Raw genomic sequence first — 14,736 nt, 5'->3', positions numbered from 1 at the left:
CGAGAAAGAGATGTTCAACCTTTGATCCAGGCGAAATAGCCACATGGATGTAGGTTGTTGGACCGGTTTTCTGCTGTGTTCCAAACCTGTAGTAATAGTGAACCTTATTTATTAAACGAGAGCTAGGAATGAAAGCAACTCTAAAAACTAAATCAGGGATGTTGTACGAAGTTTGGCTGGAGGATATTAGTGTCTTACCAGGTATGAATGCTTTCCCCGGTCAGGGAATAGTAGAATTAGATCCGATTGCTATTGATCAGCTGGCTGATGATGCTAAGACGTATGGTTCTTGGCGGAGTGCAATGGAAGTCAGTCTTTCTCTATATGTTAATGGAGAACTCTGTGCATTTGAAATCCTTTTGGAGGACATCCCAGTTCAGGAAAAAGTAAAATTTGTAACAACCAAAGTATTGGAAATAGTATAAAAAGTTGAGTCTGTTTATTTCGACCCTGGGGGCTCTTATCGATAGCTTTTACTTCCCTGATCACCACTCTAATTAGTGGGTATTCAGAATTGCTATGTTACTTGATTTCCTTTCGCTTTTACCACTATGGTTGAGACGGTTATCTTGATTCTAGGGTTTACACCGGCTGGGAGCTTTAGGGTCAACCTGGCTGCTTCTTACTGATATTCAAGCTATGGGTGGGTTGGGACACTTGGTAAGTAATACTTTTCGGGTCGGGAGTGGCTTTAGTGGTGCAGAATAGAGAAGGGTGGGCGCTTGTCTTCCTGAGTTGGTATTTCACTATAACTTGTTGAATTTAAATCATTTTTGCAGGAGTAATATCAACTTTCCAATCTGGCTTCTACTGCTCCGCTCGCCACTCTATTTGGTGCTCTCTATTTGGTGGGTGTCCAGGATTACTGGCCGTAATGGTGTAGAACAGGGAAGGGGAGTAGTCTTCCTGAGTTGGTATTTCACTATAACCTATTGAATTTAAATCACTTTTATAGGCCAAATGCCAATGTTCCCATTTGGGTTCCCTGCTCGCACTCTGTTCTGGTTGGGTGTCCAGAATTGTTACTGCTCGCCACCCTATTTGGTAGGTATCCAGAATTATCCTTGCTTTTGAGTTCTCTAGAGTTTTATCTTTGACATTGAGCGTACCAAGAGCATTAAGCACCTTAAGGAGTTAGGCATGAATATTACGATAGGTGAATTAAAAGAAATGTTGGAAGTTTGGCCTGATGACACTGAACTTAATTTCAGTGGCTTAGATTTCTATAGGCTGAAACAGCGTGGCCCTAAGCTTATTCAAGTCGAATTTAATCAGCTTGTCTATAAGGATAAAGGGATCGGGAAGGTTATAGTCGAAAATTTGGAGTAGGGTAGTTGATATTTAAGTGCGAAAAGTTGGCAAGTCATAGAAAATAAGCCAAGCCGAAATGGGAGGTCCAACAAGAGAGTGTGAGGGATTTTTACTAAGATTTCCACAAAATAAATCTACTCCAATTTGGTGCTGTACCCTTAAGTTTTAGGACCGCTTTTTATTTTATAAAAGGAATACAAACTTGCTTTGCTGGTGAGCAGGGGAGTGCCTTGTGAAAACAAAGTAGGGTAATTTATGAAATCAAAATGGCTAGATTTTGTACTGATTCTACTCACCATAGTTACAAAGCCAGGTTATGCAGGCTTGATCGTGATTGGTTCCATTTCAGGCTTGCAGTTTAACTGGGCCGGTAAGGGAATTAGCATCTACTGGGATAATCGTTGGGTGCTCATAAGTGGACTTTTTGACCCTGAGGTTCCAATTATTACGATGGACGATGGACGATGGATTTGGGGGCGTGGATGCCTGTGTTTACTTGATAGCCTTTCACTTCCAGTACAGCGGCTGGGACATTTGTTCCAACTTGTGAGCTTTCGCCGGCTCGGTCCTTTATGTTCAACCTATTTGCTTCCTAATGGTATTCAAGCCGTTGGTGGGTATCCCTTGTTGGGGGAGTTTGGCAAGTGATGCTTTTGTGGGTGTGGAGCGGCCGTAGTGGTACAGGATAGGGAAGGGGGGTACTCCTCCTGAGTTGGTATTTCACTATAACCTGTTGAATTTAAATCATTTCTGGAGCGCTAATGTCAATTTTCTAATCTGGCTAATATTGTCTTGCTTACCGCTCTATTTGGTGGGCGTCCAGAATTGTTTGCAATTTGCAAAAGGATCACGGCAAAAAAGGGTCGACCTAATTTGACTTTAGAAAAAACAGATTTAGAGGAAGTTCTAAATGAATACTTCAGTGAGTTAATGAAGTTATCAGGGAAATCAATTAAACAATTTCCAACTGTGGCGGGTGACTAGTGGAGTAGGTCTAAAAGGGAGATTGTAGTGTGAATCAGTATCGGAAAAGTGAATGGAGGTCTTTCCGGGATGAGATCATCGAACTAGATGGACGTGCTTGCGTTGTTTGCAGTCGTACAGAAGATAATGGGATTGTTCTCCAAGTGCATCACAAAGAATATATTTCAGGAAAGTTACCCTGGAAGTATCCTTACAATCTATGTGAGACTCTATGTAAAGGTTGTCATGCTGCTGAGCACGGCATTATCCCACCAAAAAATGGCTGGGAATATGGTGGAGATGATGACTTGGGCGATTTATGTGGTACGTGCGAATTATGCGGAAGTGCTATTAGATATGTGTTTTATGTTTCACATGAAAATTGGCCTACGATGGAGGTTGGAACTGTATGTTGTGATAATCTCACAGGGACTGAAACTGCATCAGCGCTGAGAAGAAAAGAAGATCGGAGAGCAAAATTTATTAACTCTCCACGCTGGAAGGAATCCGGAGGTGAATTGCATATAAGACAGAAAAAAATTGATGTGATAGTGTTTTCCTGTGGAGCTGGCTACCGGTTAAGAATGAATGGCGTATCAGGGAAGTCTAAATATTTGACCGCTGAGGAGGCTAAAGCTAAAGTTTTTGAGTTTATCGATAGTGGGGAGGCTGAAGATTTTTTTAGAATACGTAGCTACACTAAACGATAGTTTGACTTTTGAGTCTTAAATTAGAATTGATAATTAAATCGTATGCTAAATGCTAAATTTTAAGGAGTACGAGTGCGTAAGTATGTTATTGATTTTTCTGCACTTCTAGTTGCATGCATAGCCCTTGGGTTAACAATCTGGCAAGGACGAACTCAGATCGAACATAACCATATAACGTTAGAGCCTAGAATAAATTCATATTTTTCAAATAATAGTAAGGAAGGTCAATGGGGTATCTATCTAGTAAACAATGGTATGGGAACAGGATTTGTATCCGATCTTATAGTTTTGGTGGATGGAGTTGAAGTTCCTGAAAATGAGCGAGGTAAATTTTTTTCGGCACTAATAGCGTTAAACTTGAATCCTCTCTGCTTTATGGTTGGTGCGCCTAGGCCAAATGACTCTATTCAGGTTGGGGATGAAAAATTTATAGTTGAGGCTACTGAAGAAGGCTTACTTATACCTCAAAGTTGCCCAAGGGAACGCCTGCGTTTAATGGAATATCAGCGGAATAGACTAGATTATATTCTGAAAATAAAGTCTATCTATGGCGATGAATTCATGTACCAGTATTCGAAGAATGAACAGGTTAGAATATAACAAGTGGCTATTGTTGTCTGTTGAAGAAAAGTAATTAGACCGGCCCTGCAAGTATCTCCGATTCTCTTATTTTGGATTTAATTTACTTTCTCGTGTGTCCCATGCGGTTTTATAAGAAGGTTTTACCTACTTCGTGGATAGCTATCTGTTAGTCAAGTCTTGCGGATATCTGTTCTCTTTCCTTGTAGGAATTATCTGTAGTGGGCGCAGAATAGGAAATGGCGGGCGCTAGGCTCCCAGAGCTCAGAGGGTCGCTCTAAGCTGACAAATGTACTTTTATATCAGAGTCTTTATGCCAGTTTAGTATGCCCCTCGATGAATTCAAGGGGCTACTTTCAAAACTGGCATTGAAATGTCAGAAGGTATTCAAAAAGCAGATTGCGTTATGACACATATAAAAGAAATGAACTCATCACTAAGTGATTGGGAAGCCCGGATAATACTTGAAGCAATAACTCATGAAGCTGAGGGTTTAAAGTCTATTTGTGAAACATCTGAAAATGAGGATGATGTGGCAGATGCTGGGAATGACTATCTAGAAGTTATTGGCCTCAAGGAACGTTTAGAAAATCAGGCAATAGAAGTTTTTGGTCAACAAATTACCAATTTCAGTAGAGAGCCACTTTAGCTCTAACAAGTTATTGTGCTGATGTATTGCCCTCAATGTTGCTTGACCGAGCAAGCAGTGGCAAAACTCAAGCCCTAAATATTTGGTTGCGGCTCAGCAAAGAGCTAGATTTGTTAACTAAAGGAAGGAGGATCGTCTGGAGCCTCCTTCCTTGCAGAACCTTCCCTCAACACCTTCAATTGCCTACTTTGTGTTCTTTTTTAATGCGCACATAGATCTCTTCACGATGAACAGGAAGGGATTTAGGGGCTCGGATTCCTATCTTCACTTGATTTCCCTTCACTTCCAACACTGTGACTGAGACATTGGTTCCAATTCTTAGGTTCTCGCCTGTTCGGCGCTTTAGGATCAACATGTTTTCTTCCTAGCGATACTCAAACTGTGGGTGGGCATTTCTTGGTGGGAAAGCTTGGTAAGTGATGCTTGATGGAAGAGTGGGGTGGGGCGCGGGGGCGGTGGGCGCAGAATAGGAAAAGGCGGGCGCTAGGCTCCCAAAGCTTGGGGAGTCGCTCCAAGCTGCTGATTGTGCTCCACTTTATTGAAGACGAGCGGGTTTCTAGCGTAGTATGCATACAGCCATCTTGATAGTGTCCTTATCAATTTGGTTAGCTGGCCCCTGGTGTTGCAGCACCTTGGGTCAGCGCCTTTTCTCTATTCTTACTTCACGCTACTGTTTTACCTACAAAAGACTGCCTATTTTAGGAAGCTCCCAGAGATTTCTTACGATATGAGCTTTCAAGAAGATTATTTTACTACAGCCCACGATTTTGATAGTTGTTTGTTGATTCTACGCAGCTTTGATCTGAGAAAAAACCTAATAAATTCTGATAAGATAATTTGGGCGCCTATATTTTTTGTTCGATTCGCCCAAAAGAGTCTCGTCTTTTAAGTGTCTAGATAGCAACATCTGACAATCTAAAGGAAATTCTCATTAAAAAGATAAAAAAGTTAAAGTATTATCTTTTATAAACAGAGTTGGGTCATAATCATCATCGATGATAGTCAGATATAAGCTCATCCTTACCTTCCATTATTTTTATCAATTTTAAGGGAGAGTCATGGCTCGAAGAGGAAGTGGATTCGGGACTGTAATTAAGATTGCAAAGGCAATTGACAAAGCAGGTAGACAGTCTGCAAGAGCAGCAGAAAGGAGGCGTAAACAACAAGAGAGAGATTATTTACGTCAACAAAGAGAAAGGGAGAAGTTAGCTAGGCAAGAAGAAAGGGAGCTTTCTCGGCAGCAAAGAGAGCGTGAGAGGCAGGTTAGGCAAGAAAAGAGTGATAAGCAAAGGCAAGCCAAACAAAAAGAGAAAGAGCGTAGACTTAGAGAAAAAGGAAGAATAGCCGCTGAGAAAGAAATGCTTAGGAAAGAGCTGGAAAATGCCAAGGTCGACTTTGAAAGTAGGTGTTCGGCTCGGCAGGCTCTTAGATATAAATTCATTAATGCAGCGATTAGGTAATAAAATGGAAGTGAAATTTATAATTGCTTTATTGATTGTAATCGTCTTTTCAGTCGTTATTACTTATTTTTTTGTCAGGCAAAGAGAAAATAGAAAAATTTTAGAGTATAGGACTGTTGAAGAAGCGTTAAAGTCAGCAAAAGAAGATCTTTCCTTGATAGGGCGGGAGATGACCGATTCAAGGTTGAAAATTGAAAAGGCAGATGCTGAGTTGGCTAGAATTAACGCTGACACAAAAAAATTACAAGTGCTAAAGCAAAATTCTGAAAAAATTAATTCACAGTTAGTTAAAGGTAAAGAGGCTTTAGAAAGGCGTAAGTTAAGTTTGCATAAATTAACTCAGCTAATAAGCCATAAAGAAAGTGAGCTTCATAAGCTGGTTTCCAAGATTGATATTTATAATAGAATTGATGAGTTTGTAGATAGCGGCCACTACGAGACACCTGAGTATCTTTTTGAGACATCAGCAAGATTTTCTGAAGAAATAAAAAGAATTAGGTCAAGCCAAAAAGAAATGATCAAGCAAAAGACTGCAATAACCTACCCTGATTCGGTCGTAGTTAGTGATAATAAGTCACACAATAAGAAGATAATGGATGGCCAGGTTAAGCTTATGCTTGTAGCATTTAATATAGAGTGTGACTCGATAATAGGCAAAGTTAAACCCAGTACTTATTCTCGAACTTTAGAGCGTATTGAAAACCTCGCAGGCAATTTGGAAAAATCGGCGGCAACACTAAGGTGTGGCTTTAATCTTAAGTATATTGAATCTAAATATGAAGAATGTAAGATTCAATATCAATATACTATTAAAAAACAGGAAGAGGTAGAAGAACAGAGGCTTATTAGGGAGCAAATTAGAGAAGAGCAGAAGGCAATAAAGGAATATGAAAAAGCAGTTGCTCAGGCGGAAAAAGAAGAAAAAATGTATCGAGATATGCTCGTTAGGGCAAGAGAGGAGTTGGATAAAGTTTCTGCTGAAGAGCGTATTCTAGCTGAAAAAAGAATAGAAGAATTAGAGCGTCAGCTTGCCGAGGCTGAGGCTAAAGAAGAACGAGCTAAAAGTATGGCAGAACAAACCAGGAAAGGGCATGTGTATGTCATTAGTAATATCGGATCTTTTGGTAAGGATGTATACAAAATTGGCCTAACCAGAAGGCTGGAACCCATGGATCGAGTCAAGGAACTAGGAGATGCTAGTGTACCTTTTTCATTCGACGTTCATGCGATGATTTATGTCGATGATGCGCCTGCACTGGAGGCAGCGCTTCATAAAGAGTTTACAAGGGTAAGAGTTAACGCAGTTAATTTGAGAAAGGAATTCTTTAGGATTGATTTGCAATCGATTAAAAAAGCAGTTAATCGAATTGCAGGAACTGAAGCAGAATTTAAGATGACTGCTGCGGCAGAAGATTACTATGAGACGAGACGCTTACAGACTGCTGATACACAAGTAGCATAGTCTTTAGTAAAGTCATAAGTGATACTCGAAGGTGTCTAAGGTGCGATCGAGTAAAGCTTATGACTATTTCACATTGTCAACGAAGCACGAGCGATGGGAAAATATAAAGGTTAGGCACAGTGTTGAAGATGGCTTATCTGTATTAGTTCAGACCAAATCTGACACATCCTCTTGAAAAAGAGGGGTTTACCGGTTTTGATGAAGGTGCCTAAACCTAAAAGCAAAACCAAGGATAAACCCCATGATCCATACTAATGATCGCATCATCAAACACAAGACCGGATTGCTAAATCTGGCAGAAGAACTCGGCAATATCTCCAAAGCTTGCAAGATGCTGGGTGTGTCGAGAGACACTTTCTATCGCTATAAGGAAGCCGTTTCAAGTGGCGGTGTGGACGCCCTTCTTGAGAAGAACCGGCGTGTGCCCAACCACAAGAACCGTGTTGACACAGTCATTGAAGAGGCCGTGTTAACTTATGCCCTCCAAGAGCCTGCCCATGGGCAGGTTCGAGTTTCCAATGAACTGCGTAAACGCGGTGTATTTGTGTCCCCTAGTGGCGTTCGGAGTATCTGGTTACGGCATGACCTGGCTAACTTCAAATTGCGATTAAAGGCACTTGAGGCCAAGGTCGCTGAGGAGGGACTGATCCTCACAGAGTCACAGGTTCAGGCTTTGGAGAGAAAACGGCATGATGATGAAGCCTGCGGTGAAATTGATACTCAACACCCAGGTTATCTGGGCTCTCAGGATACCTTCTATGTAGGAACCTTTAAGGGCGTCGGACGTGTTTACCAACAAACCTATGTCGATACCTATGCAAAGGTGGCTCATTGCAAGCTGTACACCACCAAAACGCCAATCACTGCGGCGGACCTCCTGAATGACCGTGTACTACCGTTTTATGCCTTACATGATCTACCAGTGCTGCGTATCCTAACTGATCGCGGTACGGAGTATTGTGGCAAATTGGAACAGCACGACTACCAGTTATATCTAAGTGTGAACGAAATAGAACACACTAAGACAAAAGCCAGACATCCACAAACTAATGGAATCTGTGAGCGCTTCCATAAGACCATTTTACAAGAGTTCTACCAACCCTCATTACGCCGCAAGATCTATGGATCAATAGAAGAGTTACAAACGGATCTGGACGAGTGGCTCACATATTACAATAATGAGAGAACTCATCAGGGTAAGAAGTGTTGCGGTCGAACACCGTTAGCAACTCTTGAAGATGGAAAAAGCATCTGGAAGGAAAAGCTCGTAAACTGAATTTGACCTGACAGAGCATCTCCTGAGAAACCGGTAACTGTCAGATCAAGTCTGAACTACTACAGCTTATCTCTTGACACTTTGTAGGAAGTGCAGGTACCAGCCCTGCACCATGCCTAGCGTACTCTAATCCAACTCCACCAACCTCTGCATCAACGGAAAATACAAAGCACACCGAATATTCCGCTCTCCCCGCGCATAAAAGAGCTTCCGATAATTCTCCAGCTGATTCCGGTACTGCTCCAGCTGAGCCGCAATAAACTCTTCCTGGCTTTCCTCACCACTGGGCTCAGCCGTTTTGTAATCGACAATCCAGCGGGTACCTTCGTTATCGATAAAGGTACGGTCCACAATAGAGCGCCGTAACTGTCGGCCGCCGCTGTGGAGTTCCAGTTCGCAGGCGGATTCCCTTAGTGAGCCATCCAATAGCCAACGGCCCGTGGGGCAGTTGAGGCTGTTGCGTACGGCGATCTCCACTTTCTCGGTGGCGCGGTCCAGGCCGGTGGCGGATAGCCCCAATTGTTTCAGGCGCAGTTGCCATAGAGGGCGTTGGGCTTCCAGTTTGCTGGGTGTCCAGTCGTTGATATTGGTCTCGGCAATAGTGGCGAGGGTTTCGTGGGCTACGGTGCCGGCGTGTTTTAACCAGCGCAGGGCTACCTGGCCCAGTTCGGGAATATTGTCTTCTTCCTCAGTTTTGGGTTGGTAGTCTGGCATGCGGTATTGGGCCAGCCATTCCTGCCGGGGCATAGCTTGGGGTTGCCATTGGTGGGGCAGGCGCAGCAGGTAGTCGTGATCTCTGCTGGCTTCGTCCTGGTTTAGCAGGGCTTCTTCCGCTTCCAGCCAATGGCACCAGTCGCTTTCCTGGTGGTGCAAAACACTGGGCCAGATGCCGGCGAGTAGGGCGGCGCTGCCGGGGCTTTTTAGGTGGCCCTTTTTTTCATCCCGGTTGATGCAGGCCAAAAGATGCAGCGAGCGGATGGCGCGGGTGCAGCCTACATACAACAGGCGGGTGCCTTCCAGGCGTTCGCGCTCGCTGTTGTCGTGCTTCAGGTATTCAAACACCGGGTCCTGGCCGCCGCGTGCATTTTTGGGGGCGAGGAGGAAGCGGCTTTCGCCTTCGCGGTTGAGCCATTCGCTCCAGCGCAGCAGTTGGTCGCTGCCGGGTTTTCCGCCCTGATCCAGGCCTGGGATCAGTACGTGTTCGAACTCCAGTCCTTTGGATTTGTGAATGGTCATCACCTGCACTTTGGCATCTTGGGCGGGGCGGGCGTAGAGTTGTTCCAGGGCCAGGGTAAACTGTTGCCAGTCGGTAATGGCTCCGCCGGTATCGAAGGCTTCTAATAATTGCAGAAAATCCTGCACATTATTCAGGTCGGATTTTTGCGCAACGGTAGCGGGGCCGCCCAGTTCCAGCCAGAGGCCTTCAATCCAGGTGCGCAGGGGTTTGCGGCCGCGCTGTTGCCAGGCGTGCAGCAGTTTGGGGGCCACTTGGGCAAGCCGCGCGCGCCCTTCGTCACTGAGCAGGGCGATATCTTCCACTTCCTGCAAGGCCATTAATAATGGGCGTGCGCTGGTATCGGTTACGGTGATATCCCCATTGCCCCAGTTGGCCAGGGTGTAAAGGTCTGGCAGTTGCAGTCCGCACCAGGGAGCGCGGAGTACGGCCAGCCAGCTGATTCGGTCGCTGGGGTCGAGCAGGGCGCGGGTGAGGCTGAGTAAATCCAGCACCACCATTTTACTGGCGAGTGGCGCTAGCTCTGGGGCCTGGAAGGCGATATTGGCAGTACTTAGGGCCGGCAGAATTTTTTGCAGGTGTTTTTTCTTGCGCACCAGAATGGCGATGCGGCTTTCTGGATCTTGTGCTTGTAATTGCTGCACCAGTTCAACCGCTTGGGTGGCTTCGCGGTTGCGGTCTTCGTCACCAATGCAGCCGTAAAAATTCACCGAGGGCTCGGCCCATTTGCTGCCTTTAAACGCTTCGGATTGCAGATAGCGCACGGCGCCGCGACCGATATTGTCCGCTTGCGGAAAGGCCCTTTGGAAAGTCTCGTTGACCCAGTTCACCACTGCGCTTTCGGAGCGGAAATTAACCTGGAGGTCGAGGGCTTCCAGGGAGACTTCACCGATACCGCGATTGCGCGCATCCAGGAAAATACCCACGTTGGCATTGCGGAAGCCGTAACAGGACTGCATGCCATCGCCGACAATAAATAGAGTGCGGCCGTCTCCCTGCTGCCAGCCGGCAGTGAGTTTTTCCAACAGTTGTAGCTGGGTGTGGGAGGTGTCCTGGAACTCGTCCACCAGAATATGCTGGGTTTGCAGGTCCAGTTTCAGGGCCAGGTCTGTGGGGTTATCGCTATCGCCTAGGGCGATCAGTGCGGCCTGGGCCACTTCGGTATAGTCGGTGGCGCCCAGCTGCTGGAAGACCAGCTTTAATTCGGCGACTAACTTGGGCAGTACCTGGGCGAGCCCTTGCAGCAGTTGCCATTGGCTCTGTTGCAGTCCGCTGGGGAGCTTACCCACTTCCCGTAGGGCGGAGAGCAGCGGTTCGTTGCCGGCCAGTTCTGCCAGCAGATCTTTCATGCGCTGTTTGTATTCATCGGCGATGGGGCGCTCGGGATCTTTTTTATCCGGCAGGCCAAAGCCGAGTTTTTTATTGATGCCGCCGCCTTTGCGCAGATCTCCAGTGGTGGTGAGGAGCAGGCTGCCGAGGGCGAGCCAGGCTGGCAGGCCGCTGCTGTCTGTGTTGGGGAAATCGTCCAGTTCGGCGAAGAGGCACAGGCTGTGGCTGGGGTTTTCCTTTTGTAAATTGCCGCCGGCATAACTGGCCAGCTCCAGCAGTTCCCCGGCATAACTGCCGAGGGCTGTGGTGAGGTCTTGCAGCTTTTCTGCCACCAGTTCGTCGATCACAAAATGGAAATAGTCCTGGGCGCCGTCGAAGTTAACGCTTAAAAGTGGGCCGAGCCATTGCTCGCGCTTGTCCAACAAAATTCGTAGCAGTTTATTGAGCTGGCCCAGGTCGTTGTCCAGGTGGAGTAGTAGCTGCTGTAGGTCTGCGTCTGGGGTTTCGCCATCGAGGTGTTTGAGCAGGTTCACTACGGCCAGTTCGAAGGCAATTTGGGTGCGCTCCAGGGGTTCGCCCGGTGCGCCCAGGCCGCTTTCGATCGGCAGTTGGCTGGCGAGGCTGCGGCAGAGGCCGTCGATGGTTTGAATACGCAGGCGCTGGGGTGTTTGCAGTAGTTCCCATTCCAGTTCGCGATCCCGCTCCAGCAGGGCGCGGGCTAAATCCCAGGTGATGGCATCGTGGGGATTATCTGGCCGGGCTTGGTCGCGGGCGCTGTGCAGGGCGTCGATCAGGCGCTCGCGCATTTCACCGGCGGCTTTGCGGGTGAAAGTAATGGCCAACACTTCTTCTGGCTGCTGGCAGGCGGCTAGCAACTTTAATACACGCTGGGTGAGCAAGCCGGTTTTACCGGAGCCCGCCGGGGCGGAGACGGCAAAGCTGCGGCTGATATCCAGGGCTTGGCTGCGGGCGTCGGCATCGATGGGGCGGCGCAGGGCGGGAGTGGTCACGACTTCGTTCATTCGGTTATTTGCTCCCTTTCCGGCCAGCGGTTTAGGGGCCAGAGTTCACTGTTGTTATCGGTGGGGCGATCAAAGGCGAGGGTGGCTACACCACTGCGATATTCGGTGGCGAGGGATTCCAGGCTGTAGCGCCAGTGCTCCACCAGATTGCTCCAGGTACCGTAGGGGGATTCCTTTTCGGTATCGCCCACGGCTTTAATACCGGTGATGGGGTGCTCCAGGTCTCCGCAGCCATTCCATTTGCAGTCGCCGTTGCGCACCTGGCCGAAGGCGATGGCGTGGGCATCCGGTTGGAAAAGGGCGTAGAGCGGCAGCTGGGGTTCGCGGATGCGCTGGGTAAGCCAGTCGCGAATACTGGGGATGCCGGTTTTGTAATCGATTACCAGTTGCTCGCCGCTGGCGAGTTGGTCCAGTCGGTCCAGGCGCAGGTTAAAGTGCAGCCCGCCGATTTCCACGGCTTGTTCCCATTCGACTTTCTCTACGGAGAAATTGGGCCTGTCCAGTTCGACGGACAGCCATTGTTGCAGCAGGCGCTCCAGGCGCTGCTTTTCCATGGCCCAAAATCCAATAGGCAGGTGATTGTATTTTTTGCGCACACTGCCGAGGGAGCGCTCCACTGCGCGCTCGATTTGCGCTTGGCGTTGCTCGTCGTCCATGGCTTGCAGTTGTGCAAGGGTGCCGCACTGTTGCCAGAATTCCGCCAGCACCTGGTGCACCACATTGCCGCGCTCGGCGGGGCCGAGGCCGATATCCGGTTGGGTAAAACTGCTGGCGCCGAGGCGGAAGCGTAACTGCGCATTTAACGGGGACAGGGCCTGGGCCTTGAGCACCGAGGCACCGCCGCGCACCCGTTCGCATTCGGCGGGGGTGAGTGGCGGTAACTTTTTGTCTTCGATTTTTTCCAGCTGGCAGGCTTGCGCCAGTTGGCTGTAGTGATTGTGCAGGGCGCCTTCGGCAAAGTGTTGGGCTTGTTGCGGGCTTTCAAACAAGCTGCTCAGTCCCTGCTGCACACCGTCTTCTTCACAGGTGTAACTCACGACGATATCGCCGCTGGCATTCTGCAGGTCGGCGGTGAGTTCGCGGGCCAGTTCCAATTCCCGCTCGGCGCTGGCGCGGGGCATCTTCCAGTGTTTTTGCCATTGAATCGGCAGCAGCGGATTGGGCGCCGGTGCCGGCGGCCATTGCTGTTGGCCGAAGCCGACCAGGCGAAGGTGATCGAAAGCGAGGCCGCCGGCTTCCAGTACCCCGAGAATTTGCAGGGGGCCATCGCGGGTTTCCGCTTGGAAGGGGGTGCGGCTGGCAATCTGACGCAGCAATTGCAGGGCCTGGGTGAGGGTAAGGTTGCCACCGCAGGCGCTGAGTGCGGCGAACTCTTCCAGGATGGACTCCCATTGCATCAGCTGCTGGTATTCCTGGCTGTCCGGGTTGCGGCTGCCGGGCCAATTTAATGCGGTAAGTGTTTCGGAAAAGCGCGCGGCCCAAATTTCTGCCGGCGCTCGCTGCCAGCGCCGGGCGCGCTCGGCCATTTGTTCCAGCTGGCGGGGCAGTTGCGGCGCTTCCAAGTAGAGGACTTCTGCGGTGCGCTCGGCCCAGTAGCGCAGGGTGGCGCCGTCGATACGGCGAAGTTCCAGTTTTTGTAAACGGCGGAACAGGGCGCTGCGCAGCCAGGTTTCACTGTCGTCACCCCAGAAGGGGCTGAACAGGATATTTTGCAATTGAGGGTAATCCCATTCGTCTTGCAATAGCGATAACAATTGTAAGGCGGCGCTGCCGACCGGTGTCTGTGCCAGGGGCGTACCGGCGGAGAAGTTAAACGGGAGTGTGTAGCGCGGTTGCTGCGGGTCCAGGTATTGAGGCTCGAGCACGCGGGAAAATACCGCTTCCACCTGAGCGCGGCACTGGCCCAGATTATTTACCACTATGCCGACACTGTGGCCGGGGTTTTCGGCGAGCTTTTGCCCAGCCCAAAGGGCTGCCTGGTAGAGTTCTTCATCCAAATCGGCGCAGGCGGCTACGGATAATTCACTCTGCTGGGTGAGTCCCGGCCTTTCATTAACGGCTGTTGCACCTGCGTGAATCAGGGCATTGGCGAGGGGCGAAATCTGGGCAAAGCCGGCGGTATCAATTTGCGGCAGGGGTTCCAGAATGCCTTCCTGGAATGCGCGCAGGATCAATTGGTCGCGTTGGTCTGGCGTGATGGCGCTGTGGGCCTGAAGCTCAGTGGCAAAGGCTTTGATCATGGCGCACAGCGGCAGCTCGTCGCTGCGCATAGAGAGTGCGAACTGCTCCAGTAGAGGAGTTAGCGCTTCATTTATTTGCAAGAGATCGGAGATCAGCTGCCATTGGAGCAGCTGCGCCAGGGCGCTATCGGCATCCCGGCACAGTTGCTGGCTGTTGAGCAGTTGCCGATCCAGGGATTCATCCAGGGCGCGCTGCCAGAGTAACTGCCGCTGCTCACGATTCAATACCTGCTGCAAGGCGGGCTGCCAGTTGCGTTGTTGCAGCTGGAACCAGAGCTTGTCCAGCCAGCTGCGCAGGGACTCCACCGGCGGCGGCATCCAGCAGGCACCGGGCGACTGCTGCGCGGCAAACACCTGTTGGCAGCGGTTGCGCAAACGGTTGTTGGGGGTGAGCAGCAGTCCTCCAGGAGGCAGCTGCGCAAATATTTCGAGAGCGGGAAATGCCGGCTTCAGCATGAATTCGGGTACCGGTTAGGGCTTGTTATTCGGGGAACGGTCGCG

Annotated in this window: 12 protein-coding genes; 9 read left to right on the top strand and 3 right to left on the bottom strand. The window is 49.0% G+C overall.

Annotated features, from left to right (window positions below; all coding sequences use genetic code 11):
* Nucleotides 1–128 precede the first annotated feature (128 nt).
* The 6 genes from ACJJIR_RS11540 (at nt 129) to ACJJIR_RS11515 (ending at nt 4,212) form a co-directional block, all read left to right on the top strand.
* A complete protein-coding gene (locus ACJJIR_RS11540; protein WP_444905436.1) occupies nt 129–425 on the top strand; it encodes a hypothetical protein in 297 nt (98 codons plus the stop codon).
* 715 nt (nt 426–1,140) lie between these two features.
* Nucleotides 1,141–1,329 (top strand): hypothetical protein, encoded by a 189-nt coding sequence (locus ACJJIR_RS11535; protein WP_444905435.1) that lies wholly within the window; start codon nt 1,141–1,143, stop codon nt 1,327–1,329.
* A gap of 237 nt (nt 1,330–1,566) precedes the next feature.
* Complete coding sequence (locus tag ACJJIR_RS11530; protein ID WP_444905434.1) at nt 1,567–1,959, top strand: hypothetical protein; 393 nt, start codon at nt 1,567–1,569, stop codon at nt 1,957–1,959.
* 365 nt (nt 1,960–2,324) lie between these two features.
* On the top strand, nt 2,325–2,984 hold the full coding sequence (locus tag ACJJIR_RS11525; protein ID WP_444905433.1) for an HNH endonuclease: 660 nt from the start codon (nt 2,325–2,327) through the stop codon (nt 2,982–2,984).
* A 72-nt stretch (nt 2,985–3,056) separates the two neighbouring features.
* Nucleotides 3,057–3,584 carry a hypothetical protein gene (locus tag ACJJIR_RS11520; protein WP_444905432.1) on the top strand — a complete coding sequence of 176 codons (528 nt, stop codon included), beginning with the start codon at nt 3,057–3,059 and terminating at the stop codon, nt 3,582–3,584.
* A gap of 352 nt (nt 3,585–3,936) precedes the next feature.
* Nucleotides 3,937–4,212, top strand: coding sequence for a hypothetical protein (locus ACJJIR_RS11515; RefSeq protein WP_444905431.1), 276 nt, complete (start codon nt 3,937–3,939; stop codon nt 4,210–4,212).
* Nucleotides 4,213–4,387: 175 nt separating this feature from the next.
* Here ACJJIR_RS11515 and csrA read toward each other — a convergent pair whose 3' ends face one another.
* Nucleotides 4,388–4,567, bottom strand: a complete 180-nt coding sequence (gene csrA / locus ACJJIR_RS11510; protein ID WP_444905430.1) for a carbon storage regulator CsrA — start codon at nt 4,565–4,567, stop codon at nt 4,388–4,390.
* 703 nt (nt 4,568–5,270) lie between these two features.
* Between csrA and ACJJIR_RS11505 the strand changes: the two genes are divergently transcribed.
* The 3 genes from ACJJIR_RS11505 (at nt 5,271) to ACJJIR_RS11495 (ending at nt 8,410) form a co-directional block, all read left to right on the top strand.
* Nucleotides 5,271–5,672, top strand: coding sequence for a hypothetical protein (locus ACJJIR_RS11505; RefSeq protein ID WP_444905429.1), 402 nt, complete (start codon nt 5,271–5,273; stop codon nt 5,670–5,672).
* 4 nt (nt 5,673–5,676) lie between these two features.
* The gene (locus tag ACJJIR_RS11500; protein WP_444905428.1) at nt 5,677–7,134 is read left to right on the top strand and encodes an SNIPE associated domain-containing protein; all 1,458 of its coding nucleotides are present in this window, start codon (nt 5,677–5,679) and stop codon (nt 7,132–7,134) included.
* A 241-nt stretch (nt 7,135–7,375) separates the two neighbouring features.
* Nucleotides 7,376–8,410 carry an IS481 family transposase gene (locus tag ACJJIR_RS11495; protein WP_444905427.1) on the top strand — a complete coding sequence of 345 codons (1,035 nt, stop codon included), beginning with the start codon at nt 7,376–7,378 and terminating at the stop codon, nt 8,408–8,410.
* 126 nt (nt 8,411–8,536) lie between these two features.
* Here ACJJIR_RS11495 and ACJJIR_RS11490 read toward each other — a convergent pair whose 3' ends face one another.
* A complete protein-coding gene (locus tag ACJJIR_RS11490; RefSeq protein ID WP_444905426.1) occupies nt 8,537–11,995 on the bottom strand; it encodes a UvrD-helicase domain-containing protein in 3,459 nt (1,152 codons plus the stop codon).
* Entirely contained in the window at nt 11,992–14,691 is a 2,700-nt protein-coding gene (locus ACJJIR_RS11485) for a PD-(D/E)XK nuclease family protein (RefSeq protein WP_444905425.1), read from the bottom strand. Before ACJJIR_RS11485 ends, ACJJIR_RS11490 begins: the two co-directional genes overlap by 4 nt.
* Nucleotides 14,692–14,736 lie beyond the last annotated feature (45 nt).

It is taken from the genome of Microbulbifer maximicatervae (SeqCode), from assembly GCF_052467385.1.
This window is presented reverse-complemented; position numbering and strand designations above follow the sequence as displayed.

Excerpts from the sequence above, each read along its gene's own strand:
- ACJJIR_RS11515 (WP_444905431.1), top strand. The coding sequence starts at position 3,937 with ATGTCAGAAGGTATTCAAAAAGCAGATTGCGTTATGACACATATAAAA.
- ACJJIR_RS11535 (WP_444905435.1), top strand. The coding sequence starts at position 1,141 with ATGAATATTACGATAGGTGAATTAAAAGAAATGTTGGAAGTTTGGCCT.
- ACJJIR_RS11505 (WP_444905429.1), top strand. The coding sequence starts at position 5,271 with ATGGCTCGAAGAGGAAGTGGATTCGGGACTGTAATTAAGATTGCAAAG.
- ACJJIR_RS11500 (WP_444905428.1), top strand. The coding sequence starts at position 5,677 with ATGGAAGTGAAATTTATAATTGCTTTATTGATTGTAATCGTCTTTTCA.
- ACJJIR_RS11540 (WP_444905436.1), top strand. The coding sequence starts at position 129 with ATGAAAGCAACTCTAAAAACTAAATCAGGGATGTTGTACGAAGTTTGG.
- csrA (WP_444905430.1), bottom strand. The coding sequence starts at position 4,567 with ATGTTGATCCTAAAGCGCCGAACAGGCGAGAACCTAAGAATTGGAACC.
- ACJJIR_RS11485 (WP_444905425.1), bottom strand. The coding sequence starts at position 14,691 with ATGCTGAAGCCGGCATTTCCCGCTCTCGAAATATTTGCGCAGCTGCCT.
- ACJJIR_RS11490 (WP_444905426.1), bottom strand. The coding sequence starts at position 11,995 with ATGAACGAAGTCGTGACCACTCCCGCCCTGCGCCGCCCCATCGATGCC.
- ACJJIR_RS11530 (WP_444905434.1), top strand. The coding sequence starts at position 1,567 with ATGAAATCAAAATGGCTAGATTTTGTACTGATTCTACTCACCATAGTT.
- ACJJIR_RS11495 (WP_444905427.1), top strand. The coding sequence starts at position 7,376 with ATGATCCATACTAATGATCGCATCATCAAACACAAGACCGGATTGCTA.